At 41.7% G+C, this 24,319-nt stretch carries 27 protein-coding genes and 1 pseudogene; 9 read left to right on the forward strand and 19 right to left on the reverse strand.

Annotated elements, in window-relative coordinates; translation table 11 throughout:
- Positions 1-318: 318 nt before the first annotated feature.
- Positions 319-936 carry a Uma2 family endonuclease gene (locus tag ACOWPH_RS27865; RefSeq protein ID WP_015213354.1) on the reverse strand — a complete coding sequence of 206 codons (618 nt, stop codon included), beginning with the start codon at positions 934-936 and terminating at the stop codon, positions 319-321.
- A gap of 75 nt (positions 937-1,011) precedes the next feature.
- Positions 1,012-1,185, reverse strand: coding sequence for a hypothetical protein (locus ACOWPH_RS27870; RefSeq protein ID WP_171815779.1), 174 nt, complete (start codon positions 1,183-1,185; stop codon positions 1,012-1,014).
- A 339-nt stretch (positions 1,186-1,524) separates the two neighbouring features.
- Between ACOWPH_RS27870 and ACOWPH_RS27875 the strand changes: the two genes are divergently transcribed.
- Positions 1,525-1,761 carry a hypothetical protein gene (locus ACOWPH_RS27875; protein WP_015213356.1) on the forward strand — a complete coding sequence of 79 codons (237 nt, stop codon included), beginning with the start codon at positions 1,525-1,527 and terminating at the stop codon, positions 1,759-1,761.
- A gap of 111 nt (positions 1,762-1,872) precedes the next feature.
- On the opposite strand, the gene ACOWPH_RS27880 is transcribed toward ACOWPH_RS27875, so the two are convergent.
- A complete protein-coding gene (locus ACOWPH_RS27880; protein WP_096713090.1) occupies positions 1,873-2,103 on the reverse strand; it encodes a hypothetical protein in 231 nt (76 codons plus the stop codon).
- Between the two features lie 942 nt (positions 2,104-3,045).
- Between ACOWPH_RS27880 and ACOWPH_RS27885 the strand changes: the two are divergent.
- Positions 3,046-3,187 (forward strand): annotated as a pseudogene (locus ACOWPH_RS27885) (PIN domain-containing protein); the annotation flags it as partial.
- A gap of 4 nt (positions 3,188-3,191) precedes the next feature.
- On the forward strand, positions 3,192-3,398 hold the full coding sequence (locus ACOWPH_RS27890; RefSeq protein WP_015213357.1) for a CopG family transcriptional regulator: 207 nt from the start codon (positions 3,192-3,194) through the stop codon (positions 3,396-3,398).
- A 62-nt stretch (positions 3,399-3,460) separates the two neighbouring features.
- Here ACOWPH_RS27890 and ACOWPH_RS27895 read toward each other — a convergent pair whose 3' ends face one another.
- The 6 genes from ACOWPH_RS27895 to ACOWPH_RS27920 all read right to left on the reverse strand — a co-directional run bounded on the left by ACOWPH_RS27895 (position 3,461) and on the right by ACOWPH_RS27920 (position 6,766).
- Complete coding sequence (locus ACOWPH_RS27895; protein ID WP_422665640.1) at positions 3,461-3,667, reverse strand: hypothetical protein; 207 nt, start codon at positions 3,665-3,667, stop codon at positions 3,461-3,463.
- 11 nt (positions 3,668-3,678) lie between these two features.
- Positions 3,679-4,218 carry a hypothetical protein gene (locus tag ACOWPH_RS27900; protein WP_422665641.1) on the reverse strand — a complete coding sequence of 180 codons (540 nt, stop codon included), beginning with the start codon at positions 4,216-4,218 and terminating at the stop codon, positions 3,679-3,681.
- Complete coding sequence (locus tag ACOWPH_RS27905; protein WP_422665642.1) at positions 4,211-5,290, reverse strand: tyrosine-type recombinase/integrase; 1,080 nt, start codon at positions 5,288-5,290, stop codon at positions 4,211-4,213. Before ACOWPH_RS27905 ends, ACOWPH_RS27900 begins: the two co-directional genes overlap by 8 nt.
- 2 nt (positions 5,291-5,292) lie before the next feature.
- On the reverse strand, positions 5,293-5,688 hold the full coding sequence (locus tag ACOWPH_RS27910; RefSeq protein ID WP_422665643.1) for a hypothetical protein: 396 nt from the start codon (positions 5,686-5,688) through the stop codon (positions 5,293-5,295).
- Positions 5,681-6,481: a tyrosine-type recombinase/integrase gene (locus ACOWPH_RS27915; protein WP_216087737.1), complete on the reverse strand. Its 801-nt coding sequence runs from the start codon at positions 6,479-6,481 to the stop codon at positions 5,681-5,683. Before ACOWPH_RS27915 ends, ACOWPH_RS27910 begins: the two co-directional genes overlap by 8 nt.
- A 99-nt stretch (positions 6,482-6,580) precedes the next feature.
- Positions 6,581-6,766, reverse strand: coding sequence for a site-specific integrase (locus tag ACOWPH_RS27920; protein WP_216087736.1), 186 nt, complete (start codon positions 6,764-6,766; stop codon positions 6,581-6,583).
- Between the two features lie 434 nt (positions 6,767-7,200).
- On the opposite strand from ACOWPH_RS27920, the gene ACOWPH_RS27925 reads away from it, so the two are divergent.
- Positions 7,201-7,356 carry a hypothetical protein gene (locus tag ACOWPH_RS27925; RefSeq protein WP_422665644.1) on the forward strand — a complete coding sequence of 52 codons (156 nt, stop codon included), beginning with the start codon at positions 7,201-7,203 and terminating at the stop codon, positions 7,354-7,356.
- Positions 7,357-7,414: 58 nt separating this feature from the next.
- Positions 7,415-7,651, forward strand: a complete 237-nt coding sequence (locus ACOWPH_RS27930; RefSeq protein ID WP_342342683.1) for a Uma2 family endonuclease — start codon at positions 7,415-7,417, stop codon at positions 7,649-7,651.
- Between the two features lie 478 nt (positions 7,652-8,129).
- On the opposite strand, the gene ACOWPH_RS27935 is transcribed toward ACOWPH_RS27930, so the two are convergent.
- The 7 genes from ACOWPH_RS27935 to ACOWPH_RS27965 all read right to left on the reverse strand — a co-directional run bounded on the left by ACOWPH_RS27935 (position 8,130) and on the right by ACOWPH_RS27965 (position 18,374).
- Positions 8,130-8,294: a hypothetical protein gene (locus ACOWPH_RS27935; protein ID WP_171815765.1), complete on the reverse strand. Its 165-nt coding sequence runs from the start codon at positions 8,292-8,294 to the stop codon at positions 8,130-8,132.
- 25 nt (positions 8,295-8,319) lie between these two features.
- Positions 8,320-9,129: an enoyl-CoA hydratase/isomerase family protein gene (locus tag ACOWPH_RS27940; protein ID WP_015213359.1), complete on the reverse strand. Its 810-nt coding sequence runs from the start codon at positions 9,127-9,129 to the stop codon at positions 8,320-8,322.
- Between the two features lie 4 nt (positions 9,130-9,133).
- On the reverse strand, positions 9,134-9,874 hold the full coding sequence (locus ACOWPH_RS27945; protein ID WP_015213360.1) for an SDR family NAD(P)-dependent oxidoreductase: 741 nt from the start codon (positions 9,872-9,874) through the stop codon (positions 9,134-9,136).
- Between the two features lie 197 nt (positions 9,875-10,071).
- Complete coding sequence (locus ACOWPH_RS27950; protein WP_015213361.1) at positions 10,072-10,896, reverse strand: alpha/beta fold hydrolase; 825 nt, start codon at positions 10,894-10,896, stop codon at positions 10,072-10,074.
- A 31-nt stretch (positions 10,897-10,927) separates the two neighbouring features.
- On the reverse strand, positions 10,928-11,479 hold the full coding sequence (locus ACOWPH_RS27955; RefSeq protein ID WP_015213362.1) for a DsbA family protein: 552 nt from the start codon (positions 11,477-11,479) through the stop codon (positions 10,928-10,930).
- 275 nt (positions 11,480-11,754) lie between these two features.
- Entirely contained in the window at positions 11,755-12,384 is a 630-nt protein-coding gene (locus ACOWPH_RS27960; RefSeq protein ID WP_042464657.1) for a response regulator, read from the reverse strand.
- On the reverse strand, positions 12,384-18,374 hold the full coding sequence (locus tag ACOWPH_RS27965) for an AAA family ATPase (protein ID WP_015213364.1): 5,991 nt from the start codon (positions 18,372-18,374) through the stop codon (positions 12,384-12,386). The genes ACOWPH_RS27960 and ACOWPH_RS27965 overlap by 1 nt, the downstream gene beginning before the upstream one ends.
- Positions 18,375-18,563: 189 nt before the next feature.
- Here ACOWPH_RS27965 and ACOWPH_RS27970 point away from each other — a divergent pair, with 189 nt between their 5' ends.
- Positions 18,564-18,848, forward strand: a complete 285-nt coding sequence (locus ACOWPH_RS27970; protein WP_015213365.1) for a hypothetical protein — start codon at positions 18,564-18,566, stop codon at positions 18,846-18,848.
- A gap of 38 nt (positions 18,849-18,886) precedes the next feature.
- On the opposite strand, the gene ACOWPH_RS27975 is transcribed toward ACOWPH_RS27970, so the two are convergent.
- Positions 18,887-19,366 (reverse strand): nucleotidyl transferase AbiEii/AbiGii toxin family protein, encoded by a 480-nt coding sequence (locus ACOWPH_RS27975; protein WP_342342684.1) that lies wholly within the window; start codon positions 19,364-19,366, stop codon positions 18,887-18,889.
- A gap of 631 nt (positions 19,367-19,997) precedes the next feature.
- On the opposite strand from ACOWPH_RS27975, the gene ACOWPH_RS27980 reads away from it, so the two are divergent.
- From ACOWPH_RS27980 to ACOWPH_RS27990, 3 genes are all read left to right on the forward strand, one after another.
- Positions 19,998-20,249 (forward strand): hypothetical protein, encoded by a 252-nt coding sequence (locus ACOWPH_RS27980; RefSeq protein WP_242043229.1) that lies wholly within the window; start codon positions 19,998-20,000, stop codon positions 20,247-20,249.
- Between the two features lie 89 nt (positions 20,250-20,338).
- Entirely contained in the window at positions 20,339-20,614 is a 276-nt protein-coding gene (locus tag ACOWPH_RS27985) for a DNA-3-methyladenine glycosylase family protein (protein ID WP_242043228.1), read from the forward strand.
- Positions 20,611-21,285 (forward strand): hypothetical protein, encoded by a 675-nt coding sequence (locus ACOWPH_RS27990; RefSeq protein WP_015213366.1) that lies wholly within the window; start codon positions 20,611-20,613, stop codon positions 21,283-21,285. Before ACOWPH_RS27985 ends, ACOWPH_RS27990 begins: the two co-directional genes overlap by 4 nt.
- A gap of 123 nt (positions 21,286-21,408) precedes the next feature.
- Here ACOWPH_RS27990 and ACOWPH_RS27995 read toward each other — a convergent pair whose 3' ends face one another.
- Complete coding sequence (locus ACOWPH_RS27995; protein ID WP_015213367.1) at positions 21,409-22,287, reverse strand: alpha/beta fold hydrolase; 879 nt, start codon at positions 22,285-22,287, stop codon at positions 21,409-21,411.
- A gap of 416 nt (positions 22,288-22,703) precedes the next feature.
- The gene (locus ACOWPH_RS28000; protein WP_015213368.1) at positions 22,704-24,191 is read right to left on the reverse strand and encodes a PLP-dependent aminotransferase family protein; all 1,488 of its coding nucleotides are present in this window, start codon (positions 24,189-24,191) and stop codon (positions 22,704-22,706) included.
- Between the last annotated feature and the right edge of the window lie 128 nt (positions 24,192-24,319).

The raw sequence follows: 24,319 nt of genomic DNA on the forward strand, positions 1-24,319 counted from the left end.
GGCTCATTTAGCACAAACCCGTTATCAGTCACTTCACCCATTTTCCCGGCAATAGCCGCTACCCACATCGGAAAGTTTGCCTGTGCATCCGTTAGCTTCTTCCACATTTTGGGTTTGACTTTGACGCTAATAATGCGTCCATCACAATCAAGCTCAAACTGTTGCCAATTGTTCTCTACAGTTTTGGCTTCTGGAAAGTCTCAAATTTGGGTAAATGAACGGTTTTTGATGGTTTCATCACTTATTCCTTGCACTTTATTGTATCTTATCCCCCTATATCCCTTGATTTATATAGGTTTTACATTTATTCAGCATCCCCTAACTACCAGCTTGAAAAATCTGGTTAGCAGTTAAGGACAACTCTGGAAAGGTTGCTGAAATTATCTGGTCGTCACCTCTGAACTGACTAACTTGGTATTCCCCTTCAACTAACGAGTAAATTGAGATAGTGGGTTGCTTAGGATTGCCAAGAAAACGCCTACCTCCCAATGCAGCGTAGTCTACAATCCAGTATTCTGGAATGCCTACAGCTTCGTATTGACCTAGTTTTGTGAAATAGTCATCACGCCAGTTTGTGCTAACTACCTCAATCACCAAGGGGATTGACGCACCCTGAGTAACTGTAGATTGCTTTTTCCACAGAGGTTCATTTACGAGATTGGGGCGATTGACCACCAATATATCTGGTGAATAACCGGATTCATTTTCAGGTGGTTTGACAAGTGCAGTTTTGGGAATGAAGTAGGGAAGATGTAATCGCTTAATGTCGGCAGATATTTCTAGTGCCAAAAAACCGACAATATCTTCATGCTCCCCTGTAGGCTGTGACATCTCAATAATTACCCCGTCATGCAGTTCATACCGTCCTCCCTCTGGTTTCCATTGGGCAAACTCCTCAAAGGTTACTAGCTTGATTTTAGGTAAGACTTGAACCATAATTTACCTACCTTTCTGTTTTTGGCGTTGTTGGTTGGCGATGACGAAACGCCCACTCTCAGTAAATCGCTAACTTTATTTTTGGTTTTGTATTTCTACCTCAAATTGGTTTTTTTCAAGCAGCGCCCTTTTGACTATTGCACTTACTAGCTGAGGGACTGACCGAAATTCAGATTTAGCCCACTTCTCCAGTGCCACGTACTCATCAGGGTCAAAGCTGATAGTTGTTCTAGGTCGTTTGGTAGCCATGAATAATAGCATCATTTGTCTATCTAACTGCCATTATCATCTATCAGCACCAATACGTCTTAAGTACATCACCAATATACTATATTGACAAGTGATGTACTTGATGATTAGTATAGCATCATGTCCACTATGCAAGTCAAGCGCATAGGCAAAAGCACCAAATATCAAGCAATGGAGGAATGAAAACCGCCAAAATTTGCAATGCACATAACGCATATATACCCTAGTTGATCAGGCATCCATCCTCAAAATGCAGGATATGAAATGCAGATACGCGTTATGTGCAATTCATCCACTGCATTTATGCAAAATTCAACTAACGCATAACGCATAAATTTTATGGAACAACAGGAGCGAATTATTTACGAAACATTGCTCGGTGTAAGGGTATGTGATTCTCACTGGTGGAGAGTTAGACAATCAATGATTGCCTGTGAACTCCCACTAACCAAGTCAGGATTAATTGATGTAGGCGATAGTTTCAGCTTTTCTATTAGTAGTGAATCCTGGGAATTTACATTGGGACAGAAACCACTGGTAGGAATCATTATCCCGTCAGGAATTTTACATAAATAAACCCTGCCAGTTCACTAACAGGGTTGAGTCTTGTACTGCTGGGATGTTTATCTGAAAGGGATTCTAAAAACTTCCCACTTTATCAAAACTGTATTGTATTCAAGATTATTGCTATAAAGCGTCTTGAATTTCATCACCCAAAGCACCACCAGCGGATATACCTCCAATAATACCAGCTGGGCCAGCCAGTAAAAATCCGGCAACGCCTCCTATAACAGATCCAATTATTCTTCCAAGAAGTCCGCCGCCAACGATAAGATCAGATTCTTGGGAAGAAAGTTCAGCTAAAAAAGAATTATCTAACTTAGGTTCATGGATATCTGAGATCACAATCTTAGCCATTGTACAGCTACTCCTTAATAAATTGTTTCCAATAAAATTAAACAATACGATTAAAATCTAAGTCAATCTCTAATATTTTATAATCAAGCAATAATAAAACACTAATGTCCTTAAAAGTCCAAATTTATTCCGCAGTAATTTCAAAAAACTTGGTTTTGCTGGACTAGGCATGAAGAATTAATGTTTAATATTAGCTAAAATAATTGGCTCTTCGGTTCTTTTTATAGAAAACCTGGTTCAAAACCATTGAAAGCCTTATAGCCTTTCCCAAGCTCATGAAATACACCCCACCCGCTCTGTCGCGCACCCTCCCCTTGGTAAGCTACCGTGTACACACAAGTGGTTGCCTCATAGGTTTCAGGTTTTTTAGCCCCTGAAATGCCTGATATTTTGCGAAACTCAAACCTCCATCTCTCTATAAAATTGGGATTTAGAGTGGCAAAACCAAGCGTTAGGTATGATTTCAAGACTTGTGTGTACACGGTAGCCTTGGTAAGGGGAGGGTTGGGGAGGGGTAATTTTGTATCTAACTAGAGTGGGAAAGGCTATATTGTGTGGGCATTTTATTGAAAATATGGGCATAATTGTTTATAATCCTTGCCCCGTAAGGGTTTTGTTATAATCAATCCTCAATCACCATAAAAAGAACGCAAGAGCCAAATAATTAAATACTGGAGTTTAGACTAATCTCCCCCCTTAATCCGCCAAAGTCTCTCCAGACAAGGCTTTGAGCCTACAAAAAAATTTAGTCTAAACTCCAGTTAAATTAAATAGCAAAGATACCAAATACTGATATAGCAACGGGTTTTTAATTAAATCTAGGGATGTTAAGTACTAATCAAATCAACACCAAAGATAATTTACTTTGGAAGAAAACTAAAATATTTATGTCCCTGAAATATTTCATAATCATTCTGATTTAGCACTGTTTCACTGATCTGATCTGACAACCACTTAATTGAATTAGCCGTTGCTGGGAATGCAGAAATTATTGCTACTAATAACATCAAAGATTTCCAAAATGCGGAATTGCTAATTTCCGAATTTATCAATATTAAAACCCGAAGAAATCATTAGGAGCTAAAAAAATGTGTACTTTAACTATCCGTTTACCAGATGACAAACACACAAGATTAAAAGAACTGGCTCAAACTAGAGGAGTCGGTAGCTACGGTGTACACACAAGCCTTGCTCCCAAAGCAACTCAAAAATGTGATCCATGGTTATATACACCACAACGTACACAATGCCTACTGTACAAGGGGTTGACGTTATGCAGAGTTTACACAACGTAGAACATCATTGCGGCTTTATCTGTTTTAAACGTGCCTATATTTAAAGCTAATCTTATGGGTGTTTAAACAGAAGCTAATGATGTTTTAAATAATCCAACTTTTGATCTGACTTTTGTACCTTTAGATAAAGTTTCTTTGACTACCGCGATAGCATATTGTACTTGTTCCTCTGTTGATGATTCAATTAATTCAGTTAATCCTGGATTGAGCTTAATTCCCATCTTCTCTAATTGAAATGTTATTTCAGAATTAATAATCTTGTCAACCATTTTAACAGGATTTATTTCTTCAGAAGTAGATTGACTAGGATGGTTGACAACAAATAAATCTTGGGAGAAATTTTCAATTCTTGATTGATTAATTTAATTTCCTGATGAAGTTGCTGTATTTGTTCTGCTTGTTTTTTATTTTCGCTCTGTAAATGCTCAATTAGCTTTTGACTATCTTGTTGCTGATAAATTTGACCAATCAGTAACTGATTATCTTGTTTCGACTTTATTAACAGAGAATTTAATCGTTTAACTTCTTCCCGGAGAGTATAGATTACTGTAGCCTGAGAAGAAATAGATGCTGTATTTTGTGACAATCTAATTGGATGTTGTTGTGTTCTCAGTGAGTTAATTCTTTCTCTTAACTCTGGGTATTTGTATATATAACTAGTAGAAACTCCAGCTAATCTTGCTACATTAGCTACAGTTATCGGTTGATTTGAGATAGTTAAGCTTCTAATAGCTTTATCTGTTGCCTCAGCAGCTAAACGTTTTTTCTCTAAAGCAGCATTACTCAGAGCAGCTAAACGTTTATTTTTAGCCTCATTCATGAGAATCTTTCTCCAACTCATCAATAATCTTGTTTAAGTTACTTAGAACTTCCTCATTAATTTGAACTTGGCGCTTCCAGTTGTTGTTGGTTGCTACTTCCAAGGCTTTACGAGTACGTTCTTGATGTTCTTTGTGTTTATCTAAAAACTCTTTGGTAGTACGAAAATCACCACACTGAAGACAAGCATTACCCTTAGAGCAGTCTAAATGTGCAGGTAAAGCACAATAACCATGAGCTAAAACTTCACCTAAAACTTCACCTAAAACTTGCTTTTTCATCCATTGCAGTTCTGTATCATTGTCTAATTCGGGAAATTTTGATTCCATGACTTGTCCAGAAATATTCACTACTTTGCTATGATAATTTTTAATTTCTTGTTTAAGAGTAGAATCCATAATGCGAGCATATACTGAAGTCATAGCTGGCGAACTATGTCCTAAATATCGCTGAATAATATGATGATGTGGAACATTGTTATTAATCATTTTAGTTCCTACAGTATGACGAAACTGATGACTTTGGAAATGCCAGATTTCTTGAGAGCTATCACGAATTTCAAACTTCTTAGCTAACCAATTTAAATAGTCATTAAACCTTTGAGATATCATGATTTGGGGCTGAGGATTAAAATCTGCTAAATCTTTGTTATTGAAATGTTGGCTACTTGTGCAAAATAAGTATTTGTAATTCTGCCCTAGTTCCTTAATAATGTAGTTTTGTTGTGCTTTAATTACTCCGGCTAGTTCATTGGAAATAGGAATAATATCTTCTTTTTTCATCTTCCACCGTATAAACTTAATAAACCATCCTCCTTTAGCATCTTCCTGTAAACAATTAAAATTTAGACCAACAAGCTCACTTACCCTCAATCCACATTCTTGGATCACTAACACCATTCGTTGAACTGGTTCTGGTAAAGCTTCAAGATGCTGGTTAAGCTGTTGAAGTACATCATTAGGAATAAACCGAGGTATTACTTTTATCTCCCTATTTGCTGTAGCTATCCAATCATTTAAAAATCTATAGGAAACATTAAACCAATCTTGAGTATTACCTACATCTAGAAACACTTTTAGGTAATTAATTCCTTTTTTAAATGGGACGGTTTAAATTGCTTTTGTTTTAAGTAGATGTAGTATTCATTTAAAGTTTTTTCATTAATTTGATTGGCATTGATTAATTCTGGCAAAAACTTGGCTAAAAATAATCCAAAATTCTTGAGAGCTTTTAAATTTCTACAAAGACTGGAAAATTGTAGATTGATGCTGCGATAAAAAATATATTTTTTCACTAAATCTTTTAACCATTTTTGCTTGATGCGATGAAAGTATAACTTACTCTCCGTGTTACCTGGATGTACTCTTAATCCTAAGTTCTCAGCAGTCCATATATCAGATGCAAAAAATTCAGTTGGGTTGAATTCAAGAGATGGAGATGATGAAAATTTGATTTGTGCAGATTCAATCATGATTTTGATTCTCCAAATATTCTTGATATTTTAAGGCTAAATCTTCATCAGTGAGATGAACATAAGTATTAATTGTTGTTTGGATATCAGAATGACCTAGCCGTTTTTGTACATAGGCCATATCCCAATTTGCTCTAATTAGTTCTGTAGCATGAGTATGTCTCAAAAGATGGGGATAAGCTTTAACTCCTGTTTTTGTAGCTAGACGAATAAATAAATTATCCACATTGGATTTTGTTATTGCTTCTCCCAATGGATGTTTCCAACAATTGACAAATACATAATCGCTGTCAACGTCCGGATAATTATCTACTAAATAATTTGAATACATTCGCATTAAATCTTTAGAGACATGAATTATTCTACTTCCTGTTTTGGCTCTAGCATGATTGGCATTATCATCTCTATAGGTTACATGAATTTCGTTAACTCCTTTAGAGAAGATATCTTCGTGCCTTAGCCCTAATGCTTCTCCTATTCTCATCCCTGTTTCGTATAGTAGGCAGATTAAAAATTTGTCTCTAATATTGTTACAAGCATCAATCAACTTACGTACTTGTTCTTTTGTCAAGCATCCAGGGAAAGTTCTAGGTTCTTTCAATTTGAGAATATTGGTTTTAATTATTCCTTTTTGTGTATGATGTAACAACGATTTGTACTTCAATTTAGAAGGATCTATTCTTTTAGCGTGGTAGAAGTTAATAGGTTCAGTAACTCCCAATCTCGTCTGAAATTCATAAAATAATTTAACGGTTTTTAATATATGATTAATAGTCTTCTCTGTTCTTCCCATCTTTGATGAAGATAAATTAATTATTTTTGATGAGGAAGTTTTTAACCAATGTATAAATTCGGATAGCTTCAAAATTGTTATCTGAATCCAATCAATTTCTCATGATTCCAAAAACTCCCAATAAAGCTTCAGATTTCTAGCGTAAGCTTTTATCGTGTTTGGTGAGTAATTTTTATTTTCTAAGTAACGCAGATAGTCATAGATTGGAATTACGGGAGAGTAATCATCATTTAAAACCATCCAAATTTCTTTTCCTTCGGTTGTTATTCCCTTTTTGACTTGCATATATGCTCACTTGTTTGGTTCTGAAGGGGGTGAACATTGTATACGTTGTTGGATAAATATGTAAACTCTTTATACAACGTTGTGCAACAATCTCTTGCAAGAACGTTGTTGATGTTGTTTAAGGGATTTATTTACGTGTATATAACCATGGATCACATTCTTCTAAATAACGCAGATCCTAGTTGGGGTGGAAATTTCAGGCTGAAGATGGGTTGTATTATCCAGTTCGGCAGTGATACCCGTTCACAGTACCTAATATCTCATCTTTGTATTGAATTTTGAGATTAAAATGAAAATCACACCCTGGATGCAAGGAAAACTCACCATGACAGTTACTACTGCTAAATGGAGTTTAGACGACTATCATCGCATGATTGAAATTGGCGCCTTTAGCTAGTCGTCAGGTTGAACTACTTAATGGAAAAATTATCAACATGGTACCGGAAGGACCAGAACACGCACAAATTAATACTGAGTCTGCTGAGTATTTGCGGGAATTACTCGGTTCAAAAGCATTGGTAAGAGATGCAAAACCTATTACTATTGGTGAAAGTAATTCAGAACCAGAACCAGATTTAGCACTCTTTTGAACCACAGCGTGCTATTTATCGCAGTCGCCATCCTTATCCTGAAAATATATTTTGGTTAATCGAATATTCTAAAACTACCCTGAATAAAGATTTAGATGTAAAACGCAAAACCTATGCTGCTGCATCAATTTCTGAATATTGGGTAGTAGATTTAAAGAATCAACAAGTCAAAGTGTTTAGAGAGCCAATAAATAGTAATTATTCCCAAGAATTAACCTTGACTTTAGGTGAAATATCTCCGTTAGCATTTCCAGAAATTAAAGTTTCTATTCAACGTTTACTAAAAGGGTTTTAATTTAATCATGTCTGTAATATGCCTAGCTAAAAGCACATTTTTTCACGACATTTTGAATATTATTGCTTATTGATATAGCCTTTCCCACTCTAGTTAGATACAAAATTACCCCTCCCCAACCCTCCCCTTGGTAAGGCTACAGTGTACACACAAGTCCTATTTAAGATTAAATCGGCGGTTAGAAACCGCAACTACACAGGCAAAACTCCTTCGGATTCGCCAGTTCCCTACGGCGGGAGACCCGCCTACAGGACTGGTCTCACCACCTCCGTGGGTTGAAAAACAGTATTGTTTCTTAGTCCACGCAGGTGGACTTTGTTTGTGTAGCCGTGATTTATAATCGCCAGGGCTTGTTTTGGGTAATCAGATCACTTGTGTGTACACGGTAGCCTTGGTAAGGGGAGGGTGCGCGACAGCGCGGGTGGGGTGTATTTCATGAGATTGGGAATTGCTATAAATGACGAATAACTTTCACTTGTCAGAAATGTATACATCCTGATAGGGATAATTCTGATGGACTGAGTTGGGTGAGTTCAATAGATTCACCGATTAACCAGGTGGCGAAATCGGCTGAAAATGACTCTGCTAAAAAGCGACAGACATTATCAAATGAAGGATTTCCAGGGGGTGTGAATTCGGGCATGGTTGGAATCATGGTTTGATTGATATTAGGGTCCGAGAAGTTTACCGAGACGGAGTTCTAAATCACCGGGCTGCTGCAATCCACTTTGCAACAGAGAGCTTATGCGCCTCTGGGTGGTGGAGCGAGCCGCCGCCTCGAAAAATTTTGTCTCGCTGCTCCTGATATCTGCCAAGGTTGGGAGTCCCGTGCGCTCGTTGATCGATTGTTTCGCAGCGGCAATGGCTTGGCGGTCGAACCCGGCGATCCGCCGGGCAAGCCGCTCGACAAAGCCGTCAAGCTCCGCGTCCGGAATTGAGCGATTGACCCAGCCGTAGCGTTCCGCGGTGTCCGCATCGAAATCCTCACCGCCAATTATGGCTTCCATGGAACGGGCGCGGCCGATCAATGATGGCAGCCGCTCCAGCCCGCCACCGCCGGGGATGATTCCACAGCCGACTTCGATCTGGGCGAGGATTGCGCGCTCGCGGCTGGCAAAGCGCATGTCGAGGGCGAGGAGGAACTCGCTGCCCACACCGCGGGCTCGACCGCGCAGGACTCCGATTGTCACGAACGGCGCACGTTGCAATCGAAGCGCGACATCCGGCCATGGAGACAAACCGGTGGGGCCAGGCTCGGTACTCAGTTCGGCAACTCTGGCGAGATCGACATGTGCCATGAAATAGTCCGGCACCACGCTGTCGAAAACGACGACTTTGAGATCCTCATCGCCCTCGATAGTAGCGATTAATTCCTGCAACGAATCACTCATCTCTGGATCGAAGAGATTGAGGGGTGGATTGTTGATCGACACTCGCAGATAGGCGGGGGCATGATGGGTAAGCTGTAGTTTCTTCATGGGGTCAATGAAGCCCTCCGGTGATGTAAAGGGTCTCGCCAGTCATCCACGACGAGTCGTTGGAGGCTAGGAACACCACACCAGGAGCAATATCCTGAGGCTGCCCCATGCGCCCCAACGGCGTGGCTGATGCCACGGCATCACCATGGCCTGCGATCACACTGGCGCGAAATCCTTCGGTCTCAATCAATCCTGGATTGATTGAGTTCATGCGGATATTTCGGGGCGCGAGTTCTTTGGCAAAAGAGCGGGTGAGACCGTCCACTGCCGATTTGGTGGAGTTGTACACCGCAGACCCGGCGGGCGACAGCGTGCTGACCACCGAACTCATGTTGATGATCGATCCGCCGTCGGGACCGATATGTTTGACAGCTTCTTGGGTGGTGAGGATCAGCCCCAGAACGTTGAGGTCATACTGGCGGTAGAAGTGTTCTGGGGTAATCTCAGCCAAGTTAAGAAACTCGTAAATCCCGGCATTGTTGACCAGAATATCGAGCTTTCCGTAGGCTCCGATGGTTTCTTTGAACAACCGGATGATGTCCGCTTGCTGCGAGACATTTGCCTGCACAGCGATGGCTTTTCCTCCGGTTTCGGTAATCTCCGCCACGACACGGTCAGCACCGTCTCGGCTGGAGGCGTAATTGACGATCACAGACGCGCCCTCCGCCGCGAGTTGTTTGGCGATCTCGGCTCCGATGCCTTTGGATGCTCCAGTGACAACGGCTACTTTTGCTTCAAGTTTCATGATGTTTCTCGATAGTTAAGATTAAAATACGGAAGCTATTTTCGCGGCAAGGATTGGATGTGGAGTAGTTTTGACATGATGGTGTTGGTTGAGTAGGTCACGAAGAGGAAAAGGGGCAAGACTGGAACGGGGCTTGTACCCATGTTCCGTTCTGTTCCACCCAGAGGGAAAGGGCTTGTTCCCCCCGCTTCTTCCGGTCAGGATTTGAGGAATTCGAGGAGATCTTCGTTGAGTTGATCTTTGTGGGTGTCGAGTAGGGCATGAGGTGCGCTGGGATAGATTTTCAAAGTGGCATTCTTCACAAGTTTTGATGAGGCGATTGCAGCGGCACCAATCGGCACAATCTGATCATCATCACCATGAATGATTAAGGTCGGTACGTTAAACTTTTTGAGATCTTCGGTGAAATCTGTTTCGGAGAATGCCTTGATACAGTCGAATGCGTTCTTATGTCCTGCTTGCATTCCCTGCAACCAGAACCAGTTGATCGCGCCCTGCGAAACTTTAGCATCTGGTCGGTTAAAGCCGAAGAATGGCCCATTAGCAAGATCTTTGTAGAGTTGCGATCGATCAGCTAATGAGCCAGCACGCAGCCCGTCAAACACCTCAATGGCTAGTCCATCAGGATTATGTTCTGTCTTCAGCATCAGTGGCGGTACGGAGGATATGAGCGCAGCTTTAGCGACTCGTGCTGTGCCGTGGCGACCGATATAACGAGCAACTTCTCCGCCGCCTGTGGAGAAACCAATTAAGGTTGCATTGCTCAGATCTAACGTTTCCATCAGCATGGCAAGATCATCAGCATAGGTATCCATCTCATTTCCGTTCCAGGGTTGGCTTGATCTCCCATGTCCTCGACGATCATGAGCAATGCAGCGAAATCCGTGGTCTGCCAAAAAGAACATCTGAGCTTCCCAGCTATCAGAATTTAGGGGCCAGCCATGACTGAAAACAACGGGCTGTCCTCTGCCCCAGTCTTTATAATAGATTTCTGTACCGTCTTTAGTCGTGATTGTACTCATACTGACTCCTATATATATTGGTTTGAAAGTTTCAGTTACTTGCAGTGATCATCGCTGCCATCAACTGTTTAATGTTCCAGCGATCGCGATATCGAGTTCCATTAATAAACAGTGCTGGGGCAGTCGTTACTCCGCTTTGCAAGCCACTTTCGATATCTTTATTAATGCGATCAACGTGGGCTTGTTTCGATAGATCTTGCAAAAATCGGGAAATATCGAGTCCTAGATGATTGGCATACTCCACCAAATAGCCGTTTCCCAATTCTTGCGAATGGCTGAACAACAGGTCATGCATCTGCCAAAACTGACCTTGAGCCGCAGCCGCGACCGCCGTTTCAGCCGCATGTTGCGAGTGAGAGTGGATCTGGATCTGGGGAAAATGACGGAAGATGAAGCAGACATAATTCTCTCCCAAAGAAGAATTAAGCTGTCGCTGAATGACTTTGATTAGTCGATAAACATCCGCACTTTGAGAACATTGATAGTCCCCATACATCACCAGCACTGCGGTGGCATCCAGCTCACCTTGAATATGCTCATAACTGGAAGGTGGGACGAATAAGAAACTGTGATCATAAATCACTGTCACCTCCGAGAGGAAGAATACTCATCGCAAACGATTGCCATACAATCCTCTTTTGACGATCTGTATAAAAAAAAACTTAAATTTTGTAACTAAATTGCGATTTTGCGATTCGTGTTTGCATGAATTCAATATAGAGAATTAACACTAGCTTGTCGTCCACTCAGAGTTGAGACTTTTGTCCGACAAAATGATTGATACATCCATCCATCTCAAGCCGGAGGTTTGATTTCAACTAAAGTTGGGGTCTAAATTCAAACTAAAGTACAGCTTGCTTACAAACTCACAATCCCGCGTTTAATGGCAACAATCACAGCTTGAGTGCGATCGTTCACTCCCAATTTACTGAGAATTCGATTAACGTGAGACTTGACCGTGCTTTCACCAATACTCAAAGCAGCACCAATGTCTAGATTACTCATTCCCTGCGCTATCAAACGGAGTACATCTAGCTCTCGGTTACTCAGTTCTGGATTGCTCATCCGCTGCACTAATTTTGCCCCTACTTCTGGTGGCACATACTTCTGCCCGCTATGAATCTTGCGAATTGCATTCAGCAGTTCATTGGGTTTTGCATCCTTAAGCAGATAGCCTTGAGCGCCAGCCTGCAAGCCGCGATAGATATCCTCATCGCCATCGTAGGTGGTGAGTACCATAATTCGAGCCTGTTTAAATTCAGCACGAATCGCTGTAATAGCTTCAACGCCTCCGATCTGGGGCATTCGTAAATCCATTAGCGCAACATCGGGTTGATATTCTTGAAACAGCGCGATCGCCTGCTGTCCATCTTCTGCTTGAGCAATCACCGTCATTTCTGGATCGCGGTTAATGATGGTTGCCAATCCTTGTCTGACAATATAATGGTCATCAGCGATCAGAACTCGAATCGGAGTAGATGAACTCATCATGATTCTCCCTCTCGATTTACAACGACAATAATTTCTGTTCCTTGCCCAGGCTGGCTGCCAATGGTCAGTTGTGCACCAATGCGTTCGGCACGTTCACTCATTCCTAGTAGTCCAAATCCGTCGGCAGATGGGATACTGCCAACCCCAAAGCCTAATCCATCATCTTTAACACACAAGATACATTGTGCAGCTTCATACACCAACTCAACCCGAATCTTGCTAGCATTCGCATATTTGATGGCATTGGTTAATGCTTCCTGTCCAATTCGGAGTAAGTTGTTCTCAACCTCGGCTGGCAATGGGAAGGATGTGCCTGTAATTTTATAAATCAGAGCAGTATCGGCAGCAGCTCTCATTTGAGTCACGAGGCGATGCAGAGCGCTGTGTAAATCGCCCTCCTCCAATAGCTGTGGACGAAGTGCTGTCACCGAGCGCCGTGCTTCAGCTAGTCCGATTCTTGCCAATTCATCGATTATTTCTAGGTGTGCCTGAGTTGCTTCTAAATCGTCTTCTATCACCTGCGTGGCTGCTCCGATTTGAACCAGAATGCCTGTGAAGGATTGGGCTAGCGTATCGTGAATTTCCCGCGCCATGCGGTTGCGCTCTTCTAAAATCGAGGCTTCCTCAGCACGTTTGCGTTCATGCAGTGCAGCGTTTCGCTGTTCGCTAATGTCTGTGATCAGACCGTAGTACCCTCTCACCTGAGCATTACGATCAAAATCGGGGATATAGATAGCACTGATATGCTTTTTGCCAGACGAATAGGAAAGTGCTACTTCATAAGTTGTGATCTGTCCCTCCAGTGCTTGCTTAATATACGGCTCAACAACTTGATAAGCCTCTTCACCCAGAATTTCACGGTTATGCTTACCGAGAATTTCATCTCGGCTGTACCGTAACCAGACCTCACAGGTATGGTTAACAAATCGATAACGCTGATTAGAATCTGTATAAAAGATACAAACGGGGAGAGCATCGGTGATCAGTCGTAACTCTTTTTCTTGATCGCGCAGCGCAGCTTCGCTTTCCTGTAAAGCCGCCGTTCGTTCGGACACCTGCTGCTCCAGGGTGCGGTTGTAATTTGCTAATAGTTGTTCTGTCTGTTTTCGCTCTGTGATGTCTTGAAAGGCTGTGATTGCATAAGCCACATTGCCCACTTCGTCAAAGATAGGAGTTCCCCATGCCTCAACTGGGATTATTTTGTCGTTTTGGTGAATTTCCATATCGTCAATTCTGGTATGTTCACCGCTCAACGCTCTAACAACTGGCATTTCCTCCGTTGGATAGTTTTGCTCAGTCCCCGCCAGATAAACTTGATAAATCTCTGCAAGATCCTCTGGTGTTGCGGAAGGATCAACACCTTTTCCCAGTAGCTGAATTCCTCGTTGATTGACATAGTAAGGGCGACCTGTCGCATCCAAGACACCAATTCCCACCTGGACGGCTTCCAGAAATTGAGTCATCAGACTTTCACTCGTGCGGAGCTTTGAGTAAAGTTTGGCATTTTTGATCGCGATCGCTGCCTGGGTTGATAATAGGTTTAAAACCTGTGATCGCTCCGGTGTAAATGCCCCAGTTGCCAATTGATTTTCTATATACAGTAAACCGACAAGCTTACCTTGATTCAGCAGCGGCATACATAAAATGGATTGAGTTTGGTGGTGTTGAATGTATGGCTCATTGATAAAATTACCTTCACGAGTTGCATCATTTAAGATGACCGATTCATGAGTCCGAATCACATACTGAAGGATTGATTCAGGGAGGTGATTCGCGGTTGGGAGCGATCGCAGCACTTGTGTAACATGGATATTGTCATCGTTACTGAGTTCACCAGACGCTTCAATTACCCATTCTCCTGAATTTTCCAAAATCAGAAATCCTGTTTGTGCGCCAGCATTCTCGATTAATATCTGCATCAAAGAACGGAGCAACTGATCCAGTTCAATTTCACTCGAAATCGCTTGTGATGCTTTCATTACGGCCGCCAAATCAAAAGCGCTGTTTGAGCGACTAGAGGTCGTTCCAGAAGTCGTGTGACTTACTTGCCAATCCACACCCGATGATTGAGGCAATAGCTGCGGGTAGCGAGTTTCTAAATCTTTGACCTTTGCTGTTGCTCCCCAGCGCTCATAGCAGTACCGAGCTTCTTTCATGTAGGTTTGGGCAATCTTTTCTCGACCCCGTATCAGGTAAAACTTGGCAGCCAATTCATAGGCTAGAGCTTCCTCTTGCAGGTAGTCATTGTCTTTAGCGCCTTGAATTGCTTGTTCATAGAACTCTTCTGCTTCAAACCACTGACCTAAAACTTGTGCTTTCTCTGCCTCGACTAAATGATATTTGTGCAAATGATTCATGGGCGCATAATATGCCCATTGCTGCATCTTCTCTTGGTTAACTGCAACTTCTTCAAATATCTTTTCCTGCGCTTGAGTATTGCTTTCAAGATAGGTCGCCAGTCTTGCTAGAGAGCTATAGAAATAGTACACAGGAACAGGGGGTGTCGATGACAGATAGCTTACATACTCTGCTGCTAAAATTGAGTTTTCAACTGCCTGGGAATACTCATAAAATAAATAGCAGAGGAACAGTTGGTAGGAATGTACGAAAAAGATTGAGGTTCCATTATTTTCTGCTTTATGTTGTCGCAGTCTATTCTCCTGATTATAGGCTTCGCCAACTAGACAGATAGGATTGACCGAGCGTCCCATCAAATTTAAGACAACCTGATGATGCATCTGATTCCAAGTGAGTGCTGCTTCCTGTTTGAGTTGACAGATTGCTTCACTGTACATTCTGATCTCGCGTTCAAGCTCCACGAGTTCCTTGCCTACAAAGACGCATTGCAAGCAGTAAACTTCGGCACAGTAGGCGGCAAACTCTGAATCTCCTGTTTCCAAACCACTTTGATAGCCTTCTAGTAATGGCTGCAATGTTTCTCTAAAGTGCTTTTTCCAGTGGATGATAAAGATATTGACACTCAATAATGTCTTGGCTTTGAGCGCTTGGGTATCAGGTCGTGACAACTGCCTTAGAGCTAACTGCCCAAACTCATAGCCAGACTCAATGTCTTTGATCGTCCTACAAATAATGAATCCATACAAGGCATAGACAAACGGAGACACCAACGCATTGCTATATTGGATTGATAAGCTGACCTGTTTAGATGCAAATAGTGGCAGCATATCGGGGGCAGCAAGATGGGCAGGAAGCGTTATCTTAGATAGGATTCGCATCGCCGCTAACTTGTCAGGCTCGGCTATTTTCGGCGAATGAACCAAATCCTTGCTCTGCTTCTCTTTGAAGAGTGATGCGATCGCGTTGAGTTCACACTGAATATCTGACTGGCTAGGGGTTTTAGAAAAACTGATACCCAGTTGTGGCAAGACTTGCAATCCAGTATTGATCGCTTCTAATAGCTGCTCCTGTGCGATGTAGGTTTGAATTTTGATTTCGTAAACTTTGACTGTATCGAGAACCGTCTTGGCTTTTTGTAAAACGATCGCCATCCAGGATTCTACCTCTACAAAATCGCCACAGAGGAACGCAACTTCTGTAGTTTCTGAATATAGGTCTAAGGTCAAATCGTAGTTTGTTTGCCAGCTAGAAGCTACCAGCCACGCTCGCCCTGTCGCTAAATATTTTTTTGCTACACTATAAGCGATAGCTGCCTTTGCTTTCTGAGCTGCAACTAAATTTAATTGAGCAATTTCATTTCGTTCGGTTTGATCGGTAACAAGCTCAATTCCATGATTGAGATGATCCACAATTTCAAACAACCGCTCTGATAGTTGCGCTGGTAAAGTTTTTTCGAGGAGATTACGACCAATTTGGAGATGAACCACTTGTTTTTGCGACTCATCAATCAAGGCATGAGCAGCTTGCTGTACGCGATCATGCAGGAATTTATAATCCTGAACCAATAGTTGTTTATCTAACTCAGATATAGGCACAATTAAACCAGACTGAACTGCTGTTACCAGCTTTGAGAAAATTTTTTTGGGTGAGCTTTCACAGATAATCGAGAGGGTGCTTAAGTCAAAATTAGCCCCTACGCAAGCTGCTAATTGTAATACCTGCTGTGTCGCTGTAGGCAGTTTTTTCAGTTTGCCCAGCATCAACTCCACTACATTATCAGTAATGTTCTCGCCTTCAATCTGAGTGATATTCCACCGCCAACAAAGATGCTCAAAGTCAAAATTCAAGAGGTTTTCTGTGTATAGCGTTTTCAGAAACTCACTAGCGAAGAAGGGATTCCCGCCTGTTTTCCGCAGCACTAATTCTGCCAGTGGACTGACTGTACTGATGTCACTCTGTAAGGTATCGGCAATGAGTTGTGCGATTACTTTCAGTCCTAGAGGTGCTAATGTAATCTGACCGATTATTACTCTCTCTTTTCTAAGTCCCTCCAGTGTCATCATTAATGGATGTAATGGGTTAACCTCGTTATCTCGATATGCCCCAATCAGAAACAGGTATTGTGTCTCTGCATCCGTCATCATCAACTCGATTAACTTAAGGGTTGCCGAATCTACCCACTGAAGATCGTCCAAGAAGATCACCAAGGGATGTTCTTTTGAACAAAACGCTCGAATGAACTGCTGAAAAACTCGATTGAAGCGATTTTGAGCCTCCGTCGCTCCAACTTCGGGTACAGGTTGTTGCTGACCAATAATCAGTTCTATTTCAGGAATCACATCACTGATGATTTGTCCGTTAGTTCCCAACGCCTTGAGCAGTCGAGATCGCCACTGTTGCACTCGCTCGGCTGGTTCACCGAGCAGTTGCTGCACCAATTTTTGCAGGGCATGAGCGATCGCGCTGTAGGGAATATTGCGCCCAAATTGATCAAATTTACCAGAGATAAAATAGCCGCGTTTTGCCGTAATTGGTTTGTAGAGTTCCTGCACCAATGCTGATTTGCCAATGCCAGCGTAGCCAGAGACTAACATCATTTCGACTTTGAACTGATAATCTTCTATACCTTCTTCTGGTCGGCAGGCTTCGTCAACATTCCCCATTCCTGCTACTCTGTCAAATGCCGCCAATAATGCTCCAATCTCCGCTTCGCGTCCATACAGTTTTTGGGGAATGTGAAACTGATTCCAAATGTCTTGAAGACCTAACTCAATGCCATCAATTTGCCCTGTTTCTGCTAGTTGGTGAACACATCTTTCTAAATCCGCTTTGATGCCCCAGGCACTCTGATAGCGATCCTCCGCATTTTTCGCCATCAGCTTCAGAACGATATCTGAAATGGGTTTAGGAATCGCTGCATTCATTTCATGCAGCGGAATGGGTGGTTTGGCAATATGACAATGAACTAACTCAAGAATGTCTGTTGTTGAAAACGGCAGATGCCCAGTGAGCAATTCGTAGAACGTTATACCGAGCGAGTAAAAATCGGTGCGGTAATCGAGCACACGGTTCATCCGCCCTGTTTGCTCTGGTGACAGGTAAGCAAGTGTGCCTTCTAACACATGAGGGCTTTTGAACGTCGGATTCGTACGGTTAAATTGAGTGGCAATCCCGAAGTCAATAATTTTGACAACACCAGTATCTAGATTGAGAACAATATTTCCTGGATTAATATCTTTGTGAATGATATCGGCGGCATGGATTTTGCCCAGAATGTGTGTGAGGTCAATGGCAAGCCGCAGAAAAGTGGATAGGGGCATTGGGCGGAATTCTGAGCGTTCCCGCATCCATCTTTCGATAGATTCTCCACCAAAGTCTTCCAATAAAATGACGAGCGTGCGTTGATACTTCTGCTGGCTGTATGCCTTGACCACACCTTCCAGATTAAGGGAACGGGTAATTTTATATTCTTGTTTGTAGCGAATTAATTCTTGAGAAGAGGGATAATCTTGTTTGAGCATTTTGACGATGATCGCCCGCTCATGTTGCACGCTGATGCCCCGATACACCAGAGAATTAGAGCTTTCGTAAATTTTGCTTTGGATAGCAATCCCTGATAGAGCAACCATACAGCTTTTTGAGATGAGTACGATGGGGCATATCTCAAACTATAGAAGACTCATCACAATTTTGGCCATAACTCATATCTTGCACTTGGAAATATGAATGTCAAAACCACAACTACGTGCAAGGGAAATACATCGCTCAATATCAAGTAAAATAAGAGACACAACTATTTGTTAATATTGTTTTGGGTTATGAAAATCGTAAAACAGAGTTCCCAAGAGAAACATAAAAATCTGGAAGCACTGAGAAAGAAGATGGAAGAGGGGGGATTTGGGGAATTGGCTGCAAATATACCGATAGAACCCAAGGGCGCTCCAAAAATGTCAGAAATTCTCCAACAGTTCGTTGCTCCGTATTTAGATAATATAAGCACATTGAGAAGACGTAAGGCATTATTCAGTTTGGCTGCAATAGCTTGGAACACTGTGTTGACGGCTGAATCAGAAAAACAACCAATACTTGAGGCTGTGCTTTAAATCTTCATTGGGTTTAAGCCTAATTGCAAATAGTTTCGTCATTTCCAGTCTTGTTGAGATTCGCTAAATGTTCGATGTGTCTTGTTTAAATTGAAATCAGCCGCCATTAAATCAATACCATCAATAATTTTACTGGGTTCGGCAATTCCCAAAGCCGTAAAACATTTATCTCGATAATTGGGGTGATTTTGGAAAAAGGATATCGCTTTTTTTAAAGGTTCAATTACAGGATAAGCTGATTCTGCCTTCTCAATAGCTGCTTGAGGAATGGGAGAATTGAGCCTTTGAATAGCCAAATCAATTAAATCTCTCGACTCTACCGAGGAATCATTCCATCTGTCAGAATTAGCTAAAAGTTTTTCCGCAAAACTGTCAATTTGATTTAAGCATGGGACAGGCGACCAACTGGGATAATCTGCTTCTCCTAATTCAATACGTCCTTCCATAATTATCTCAAATTTAATCAGATTTTCATCAACAATAATGGCAAATCTTATTCCGTACTGGTCAGCTTTAATTTCTCTGGGTAGGTTGAGATTATTTTGAGTGTTAAAAAGGGCATTATATTGGTTTAATAATCCAGTTTTTTGGCATGGTTGATTTTTTTTTCAGTAATTATCAGGATAACGGGGAGCAACACAAAAAACTTACAGCATATCGCAAGTAAATGAAGTAGAAAGCTAGTAGTCTGTCAAGAAGTCAAGAAGTCAGAGGGAATAGGCAAAAGGGAACTCTTAACAGTGAAACCCACCCTTCACCCTTAGAAGGGTTAGATTGAAAACTTAGACGTGCCGCGTAGTGTATGACCGCAAGAAGCAGGGGGAAAGGGAGCAGGGGGAACAAGCCCTTTCCCTCTGGGTGGAGCGGAGCGGAACATGGGTACAAGCCCCGTCCTTCTAGGACGCTTATACGGGGCAGAGTCCAAGTTCCGTCCCGGTCTTCCCCCTTGCCCTTGCCCCTTTTCCTCTTCGTGACTCCTACGTCGTCATGCAAGCTGTAGCCATAGGACTAACTCCTGAATTTTGCTCTATATGCTCTCCAAAGGAAAGTATAAGACCTTAAAAACGAAGGGAAACGGTTGTTAAATTTTTGCACAGATGTGGGAATTATAACCAATTAACCAATCAGAGTGGATGACTTCAAATTTTCATGAATTACGCAGTTGCTATTGACACATTAAAACAAGCAGATCCAATTTTAGCCGAGGTAATAGAACAGGTGGGGGAGTGTAGACTCAATCAAGTCCAGCAAACAGGGGATTTATTATCTTCACTTTGTCGGTCTATTATTTACCAACAATTATCAGGTAAAGCAGCAACAGCTATTCACCAGAGATTTTTACAACTTTACACTGTTTTAACCCCCAGCGAGATTCTCAACACCCCAGACGATGTTTTGTGAGAAGTTGGCATTTCTCGTCCTAAGATTTCATATCTCAAAGACTTAGCACAACGATTTGATAAATTACCCACATAGATGATTTGCTGTTAATGGATGATGAAAATATCATCAAAATCTTAACTGAAGTTAAGGGAATTGGACGGTGGACAGTACAGATGTTGCTGATGTTTAGATTACATCGTTGGGATGTTTTACCTGTAGATGACTTGGGTATTCGTAATGCTATCCATCGCCTTTATAGTCTATCAGAAATTCCTAACAAACAAACTGTAGAAAAATTAGGAGAAAATTGGAAACCCTACCGCACAATCGCTTGTTGGTATCTGTGGTCTAGCTTGTCAATCACTAAATCAGAAAAATTATGAAATTAAATGAAGTTGTGCCTTGGGGTAGAACACTACAAGAGTATAAGTTAATGTTTAATCTATCTGCAACAGACCTAAACAAGAAAATTCTTGGCTGTGGTGATGGTCCAGCAAGTTTCAATGCTGAAATGACAGAACTTGGATATTCAGTTGTTTCCATTGATCCCATTTATGAGTTCTCTGGAAACCAAATTAGACAACGAGTACAAGAAACTTATGAACCAATCATCTCGCAAGTTAAGCAAAATGTAGACCACTATGTTTGGAATAATTTTCATGATCCAGAACAACTTGGTTATGCTCGTCTGTCCGCAATGGAGAAATTTTTGCTAGATTATGAAATCGGTAGAATAAAAGGGCGTTATTTGTGGCAATCTCTACCAAAATTAGAACTAGCTGATAATCAATTTGAACTATGTGTTTGTTCTCATCTACTATTTCTTTATTCAGATCACCTATCTCTTGATTTTCATATTGCATCTATTCATGAACTCTTGAGAATCTCAAAAGAAGTGAGGATTTTTCCATTATTGAAACTTGATTGTGAACCGTCACCTTATCTTGAGTTAGTGATCAAAAACCTCTCTAGTCAACAGTTTGATGTAAAAGTCCAGCCAGTTGCTTATGAATTTCAAAAAGGTGGCAACCAAATGTTGAAAATAAACAGATAATTTTGGTGTTGCATAAATGCCGGATGAGATAGAACATCAAGGGATTTCCAAATAAAAAAATACCCAATCGCTTTTAGGGCAGGGGGCAGAAAAGTCGTTTTGATTGGAGTGAAATTGCGTAATTTATTTTTTTGTGTTCCCCAAATTACCAAAACTTAAAAATCTAGCAATTTCATTCAACATTAATTGTGGTTCATCAACACGAATCAAATGGCCGCTGTTTTCAAATATTTTCAACTGAGCATTAGGAATAGCTTGAGCAATTTCTTCAGAAAACTCTGGGGCGCAAATCCAATCATGCCGCCCTGCAATCACAAGAGTTGGTGAGGTAATCTTATGTAATTCGTTGAGGATATTGTAGTCATTTAAGAAGCCACTAAAGGCAACATTAATGGCATCAACTGAGAGGATTGTTTCGTCTGAGTCTGGGGAATTTAATTTTCGTTCATTGCTTTGGGAATACATTGAACCCATCACCCGAAAAAATTGGCGTAGCTGTTCTTCATTCTCAAAATTACCAGACCAAAGTTGAAGAGCGATCGCTTTTTGTTCTTCGTTTCCCCGTTCTGCCAGAATTTCCTGAGCGCGTTCTAGAAACCGGGAATTAGCTGCTGTGGCAATGACAATCAAGTGTGAAACATTTTGGGGATACTTCACAGCATAAGAAAGAGCAACCATACCTCCATAGGAAGAACCGATTAAAACGATTTTCTCCAGTCCTAGATATTGGCGTAGAGCTTCCATATCGTCAACATTATTATCTAGGGTATAGGTTTCTTTTGGTCCACAGGCTGACCTTCCCTGCCCCCGATGATCAAAATAGACTAACTGGAGGTGATGCACCAGGGGAGAAAAGCACGGTTTATAACTTGTATGATCAACTCCAGGTCCTCCATGAATTATGAAAGCAACAGGTTTCTGACGTATTCCTTGTTCTTCAACCACCAAACCACAGCCGTCAACATCAAAATAGATTTCTGTATCCCGTATTTTAGCTCGCATTCTTGAGTTTTATCCCCAGCAGTTGATGTTCAATTCTGTTGTCATGATAACCATTTTGAGCTATAAATTGATCAAATAATTACTAATTCGTAATTCGTAATTCGTAATTAAAGAGGGTACAAGCCCCCATTGATTGTAACTACGAATTACGTTGGCGATAGCCTGCGGTCGGCATTATTATCAATTACGAATTATGTTGACCTTCGTATAGATATGCTCTCATTGCTACTACGGACTTGACCACTGATTACTGATTTGGCGTAACTACTTAAAAACCTCAACCAATCGACTAATACCTTCTTGAATCTGCATTTCATCCAGTTCAGCATAGCCGAAAATAAATTCACCTTGACCGGAAAAAGCAGGGGGAAAGGGAGCAGGGAGCGGGGGGAACAAGCCCTGTCCTTCTAGGACGCTTATACGGGGCAGAGTCCAAGCTCCGTCCCGGTCTTCCCCCTTGCCCCCTGCCCCTTTTCCTCTTCGTGACTCCACGAATTAAGATAAGAAGAACGAGCAGACATCAAACCCACTCCCACCATTTCCGCACGCTCAATTATGGTTTCATCACTCAAATGAGTGTCAAATTTCACCATAATATGAATACCTGCATTTTCACCAAAAATAGTAACTTGTTCGCCAAAGTGTGTATTTAATGCTTGAACCAAAACTTGACGGCGTTGGTCATATAGAGAGCGCATTTTCCGAATATGACTTTCCAAATATCCATCAGCAATAAATTCTGCCAGTACCTTTTGTTCTAAAGTTGGTAGCTGTCTGTCACTCAACCACTTCACCTGGGCAAACAGCGATACTAAATGTGGTGGTACAACCAGATAACCTATTCGCAGCGAAGGGAACAAAACCTTAGAAAAAGTACCAATATAAATCACACAATTGCTCTGGTCTAATCCCTGGAGAGCAGGAATAGGGCGATCGCCATAACGATACTCACTATCGTAATCATCTTCTAAAATCAAAGCATCATGCTGTTGCGCCCATAAGAGCAACTCCAAACGCCGGGGTAGAGATAGAGTAGAGCCAGTAGGAAACTGATGGGAAGGAGTAACATAAACAATGCGAATTCTTTCTCCATCGCTGTTTGCCAGTTTTTCTACCATCAAACCAGAAGCATCTACAGGCACAGGCAACAAATTTACACCATGACTGAGAAACACCCGTCGGGCGCTCAAATATCCAGGGTCTTCCATCGCTATACTATCACCCGGATCAACCAACAACCGCATCACTAAATCCAAAGCTTGTTGAGTCCCATTGGTAATAATAATTTGTTCGCGATCACAGTGTACAGCCCTAGCTCGTGCTAAGTAATGAGCGATCGCCACTCGTAGGGGCAGATATCCTTGAAAATCCGTCGCATAGTCCAACCACTCTAAATCTGCCTTGCAGTGCCGTGACAACAACTTACACCAAAGTTTTCTAGGGAAATCCTTCAGCGCAGGTCTTCCATAGCGAAAACTGAGGGCAGTATTCACTTCTGTTTGTAATGAGAATAGTGTCTTGGTTAAGCGTTTTCCTTGCTGTGAAAGCTGAATAGGGGAAGCATTCTGTTTTTCATCCGTAATCACAGGCACAGAATGCAGCAGGTCATCAGGTAGTTGAGCGCAGACATAAGTACCAGAACCAATAATTGTTTGTAAATAGCCCTCACTCAAAAGTTGTTCATAACTCTGTGTTACCGTTGTCCGGGAAATGCCTAGAGATTTAGCCAGCGATCGCGTGGAGGGAATTTTTTGGCGTGGTAGTAACCGCCCAGTCAAAATTGCCCGTCGTAATTCTTCGTAGATTTGTTGATGAAGTGATTGTGGTAGATGACTATCTAGAGCGATGGCTTCGCCCGCCGCAGGCATCGCTAAATCCATACTGATTAGTTGTAATTTAGGCATCTGTGCAACAAGCGGAGAATTCTCTCTCCCTGCGAGAAAGCACCCTGCACCCTTGCTGTCTTAATGATAAGTGTTTAACCGGACACGATATGAATCTCCAAGTGGACTTATATAAAAGTATAAAATTG

This window comes from Anabaena sp. PCC 7938, assembly GCF_049315035.1.
Lineage (GTDB): Bacteria > Cyanobacteriota > Cyanobacteriia > Cyanobacteriales > Nostocaceae > Anabaena > Anabaena cylindrica.

What these genes read in the sequence shown, in the direction of transcription:
- ACOWPH_RS27865 (WP_015213354.1), bottom strand. Translation starts at nt 936, where the DNA reads ATGGTTCAAGTCTTACCTAAAATCAAGCTAGTAACCTTTGAGGAGTTT.
- ACOWPH_RS27870 (WP_171815779.1), bottom strand. Translation starts at nt 1,185, where the DNA reads ATGGCTACCAAACGACCTAGAACAACTATCAGCTTTGACCCTGATGAG.
- ACOWPH_RS27875 (WP_015213356.1), top strand. Translation starts at nt 1,525, where the DNA reads ATGGAACAACAGGAGCGAATTATTTACGAAACATTGCTCGGTGTAAGG.
- ACOWPH_RS27880 (WP_096713090.1), bottom strand. Translation starts at nt 2,103, where the DNA reads ATGGCTAAGATTGTGATCTCAGATATCCATGAACCTAAGTTAGATAAT.
- ACOWPH_RS27890 (WP_015213357.1), top strand. Translation starts at nt 3,192, where the DNA reads ATGTGTACTTTAACTATCCGTTTACCAGATGACAAACACACAAGATTA.
- ACOWPH_RS27895 (WP_422665640.1), bottom strand. Translation starts at nt 3,667, where the DNA reads ATGGTTGACAAGATTATTAATTCTGAAATAACATTTCAATTAGAGAAG.
- ACOWPH_RS27900 (WP_422665641.1), bottom strand. Translation starts at nt 4,218, where the DNA reads ATGAATGAGGCTAAAAATAAACGTTTAGCTGCTCTGAGTAATGCTGCT.
- ACOWPH_RS27910 (WP_422665643.1), bottom strand. Translation starts at nt 5,688, where the DNA reads ATGATTGAATCTGCACAAATCAAATTTTCATCATCTCCATCTCTTGAA.
- ACOWPH_RS27915 (WP_216087737.1), bottom strand. Translation starts at nt 6,481, where the DNA reads ATGGGAAGAACAGAGAAGACTATTAATCATATATTAAAAACCGTTAAA.
- ACOWPH_RS27920 (WP_216087736.1), bottom strand. Translation starts at nt 6,766, where the DNA reads ATGCAAGTCAAAAAGGGAATAACAACCGAAGGAAAAGAAATTTGGATG.
- ACOWPH_RS27925 (WP_422665644.1), top strand. Translation starts at nt 7,201, where the DNA reads ATGGTACCGGAAGGACCAGAACACGCACAAATTAATACTGAGTCTGCT.
- ACOWPH_RS27935 (WP_171815765.1), bottom strand. Translation starts at nt 8,294, where the DNA reads ATGCCCGAATTCACACCCCCTGGAAATCCTTCATTTGATAATGTCTGT.
- ACOWPH_RS27940 (WP_015213359.1), bottom strand. Translation starts at nt 9,129, where the DNA reads ATGAAGAAACTACAGCTTACCCATCATGCCCCCGCCTATCTGCGAGTG.
- ACOWPH_RS27945 (WP_015213360.1), bottom strand. Translation starts at nt 9,874, where the DNA reads ATGAAACTTGAAGCAAAAGTAGCCGTTGTCACTGGAGCATCCAAAGGC.
- ACOWPH_RS27950 (WP_015213361.1), bottom strand. Translation starts at nt 10,896, where the DNA reads ATGAGTACAATCACGACTAAAGACGGTACAGAAATCTATTATAAAGAC.
- ACOWPH_RS27960 (WP_042464657.1), bottom strand. Translation starts at nt 12,384, where the DNA reads ATGAGTTCATCTACTCCGATTCGAGTTCTGATCGCTGATGACCATTAT.
- ACOWPH_RS27965 (WP_015213364.1), bottom strand. Translation starts at nt 18,374, where the DNA reads ATGGTTGCTCTATCAGGGATTGCTATCCAAAGCAAAATTTACGAAAGC.
- ACOWPH_RS27970 (WP_015213365.1), top strand. Translation starts at nt 18,564, where the DNA reads ATGAAAATCGTAAAACAGAGTTCCCAAGAGAAACATAAAAATCTGGAA.
- ACOWPH_RS27980 (WP_242043229.1), top strand. Translation starts at nt 19,998, where the DNA reads ATGAATTACGCAGTTGCTATTGACACATTAAAACAAGCAGATCCAATT.
- ACOWPH_RS27985 (WP_242043228.1), top strand. Translation starts at nt 20,339, where the DNA reads ATGGATGATGAAAATATCATCAAAATCTTAACTGAAGTTAAGGGAATT.
- ACOWPH_RS27990 (WP_015213366.1), top strand. Translation starts at nt 20,611, where the DNA reads ATGAAATTAAATGAAGTTGTGCCTTGGGGTAGAACACTACAAGAGTAT.
- ACOWPH_RS27995 (WP_015213367.1), bottom strand. Translation starts at nt 22,287, where the DNA reads ATGCGAGCTAAAATACGGGATACAGAAATCTATTTTGATGTTGACGGC.
- ACOWPH_RS28000 (WP_015213368.1), bottom strand. Translation starts at nt 24,191, where the DNA reads ATGCCTAAATTACAACTAATCAGTATGGATTTAGCGATGCCTGCGGCG.